Here is a 2,202-nt window from a genome sequence, read left to right as displayed (position 1 = left end):
CCCGGAGGAGTTGTTGCAGAAGGCTCGACAGCTCTGGCTCGCGGTCGAGCATTCCGCGCAGGTAGCACTCCGCCACCATGAAGACCGCGGCCAGCCACCCCCGACCGCAGCGGTCGCCGGGGTGACCACTGCAGATGGGGCGTTCAGGCTCGCGAAAGAACGCGCACTCACCGCCAGCCAGAAAGGAAACTCCATCGAGCGTGGCTTGATGAAGGCAGTCGTCACGCTGCTGGAGCAGATGCCTCCAGAGGCCGCGCGCCCGCCGGGGCTGGACGAGCGCGCCTGTCCATCGAAGTCCGCTCACCACGAAGGCGTCTTGCTCTACCTGAAGGGAATCGCGACATCGAAGCCAGCCCTGACCGCCAAGGGGGCGTTCCTGCTCAATGCCTCGCTCCGCTGCATGTCCGCGCGTGAAGCCCTCCGCTTGAATACCGCTTTCGCGCGGGCGCTGGGGCACATCGAGGCACTGCCAACCCACGAGCGGAGGATGGCCGCCGGGATTGTCGTTCCCCTCGTGCTGATTCAATTGGACGCGACCAAACACGCCGGCAACAACGCGCTCATGCGCCACGTGCTGCGCATGTTCAGCGACTACGCAGCGGTCTTCAGCATGCCGGGAAGCGCGGTGCAGACCTACGGGGTGTGGTTGCCGGCGGCGGTCTCCTGGGACCTCTCCGGAGTTCGGAGCTTCTGCGAGCTGAGCGCCAAGACAGGGTGTGTCTCCGGCCATGCCCTCCTCCGCGCCGTCACGGACCCACTCGCCATCGGGCTGGGGGACTGTGGACTGGTGGAGGCAGTAGAGGGAGGGCTGGACGCGTTGGGGGCATACTCGTGCCGCAAGGGCGTCTGCGCGGCCTCGGCGGTCGCGAGGGGTGCCAACGGAGCTCGGCTGCCACGCGGACTGCTGAACTACGCCAGCGAGGGGCTCACGCCCTATGGCATCTCCGTCAATGACGTTGCCCTCACGCTGGGCTGCGCGCGCGGCGGTCCGGGGGCTGCCGGGGGCACACCCGCGGCCGTGCTGAATGGAGGTCGGCCTCGACTCGACTGCGTGGTGGACCGGAGTGCCTCCAGCAGCTTCAGTTGCATCAGGGAGTCCGTGACGGCCTCATCCGGCGTCGGAGAGCTGATGAGTGGCGCGCAGCCGAGCGTTCCCACGGGAGACCTCTGCACGACGGCAAGCGGTGCCAGCACCTCGCCGGGTCCCGCATCGGCCCCGACAGCGCATGACAACGACAGCGACGTGAAGAAAGCGAAGGAGGAGGTCGCGCGCAACCTCGAGGATCCTGTCATCCAGAACAAGGTCATCGAGACCCTCCAGGGGACCGGACAGCCGGACGAGCGAGTCAGGAACATCATGGTGGGCGTTGCCGCCAGCCTCCGCTCTGGAAGCACTCCGGTGCATGTCGTCTCAGACGGGGACGCCCGAGGAATCAAGGCGGGCGGTGTTCTCGCGGTGGGTTACACCGACTACGTCCAAATCGTCATTGACTACGACTTCGCGAAGTCATCAGACCCCTCCGCCTCGGGCAGCCTGGGCAACATCCTCATGCACGAAGCACTGCATGTTGTCTTCGGGCGCCTGGGCCTGAAGCAGAGCGACAATGGGGGTGAGCACCACTCCTGGATGATGGCCTCTGGAATCACCTGGGCCACGGCCTGCAAGAAGGCAGGCGACCCTGGCTGCGAGAAGCTCTGTGGCGCGGACACCGACTGCGCTTCACGGTGCACGGCGGTATCCCTGCGCATGAAGCAATTCTTGAAGTGCATGCCGAAGGAACGGACTCCGCGCGTTCCCCAGCCCGTGGATCCTTCACCGCTCGAGGATTCCGCCGCTGGGTTCGCCGGCTGTTCGTTCCCGGCGACAGCACCCATCTCGCTCGCACCCAATTGCATGCTGGTGCGCTGCATGGACGGAACGCCTCCCAAGCTGGTTTCAGGCAGGTGCGTGTGTGGCGGCGATTCATCGCTGGACTCCGCCCGCATCTTCGCCACGAGCTGCGGCGCACTGGACTGCGCGGGCAAGACCCCTGTTGTCGGCCCTGGAGGGTGCAGTTGTCAGGACACGGGAGCCACCCTGCTCATGAAAACGGGGGAGATTATTCGGAGGTGGGGCACGCGCATCTACAAAATCCCCGTGGGTCAGTGACGGCCGCCACTCCCCCATTGAAAGGCGCGGATAGCATTGGCCCCCTATGGCCC

At 66.0% G+C, this 2,202-nt stretch carries 1 protein-coding gene; it reads left to right on the top strand.

Annotated elements, in window-relative coordinates; translation table 11 throughout:
- Positions 1 to 2,149: hypothetical protein (locus D7V93_RS45585; protein ID WP_158623979.1), on the top strand; the 2,149-nt coding region annotated here is incomplete at its 5' end.
- Between the last annotated feature and the right edge of the window lie 53 nt (positions 2,150 to 2,202).

This window comes from Corallococcus llansteffanensis, assembly GCF_003612055.1.
In the GTDB taxonomy this organism is placed as follows: domain Bacteria; phylum Myxococcota; class Myxococcia; order Myxococcales; family Myxococcaceae; genus Corallococcus; species Corallococcus llansteffanensis.
This window is presented reverse-complemented; position numbering and strand designations above follow the sequence as displayed.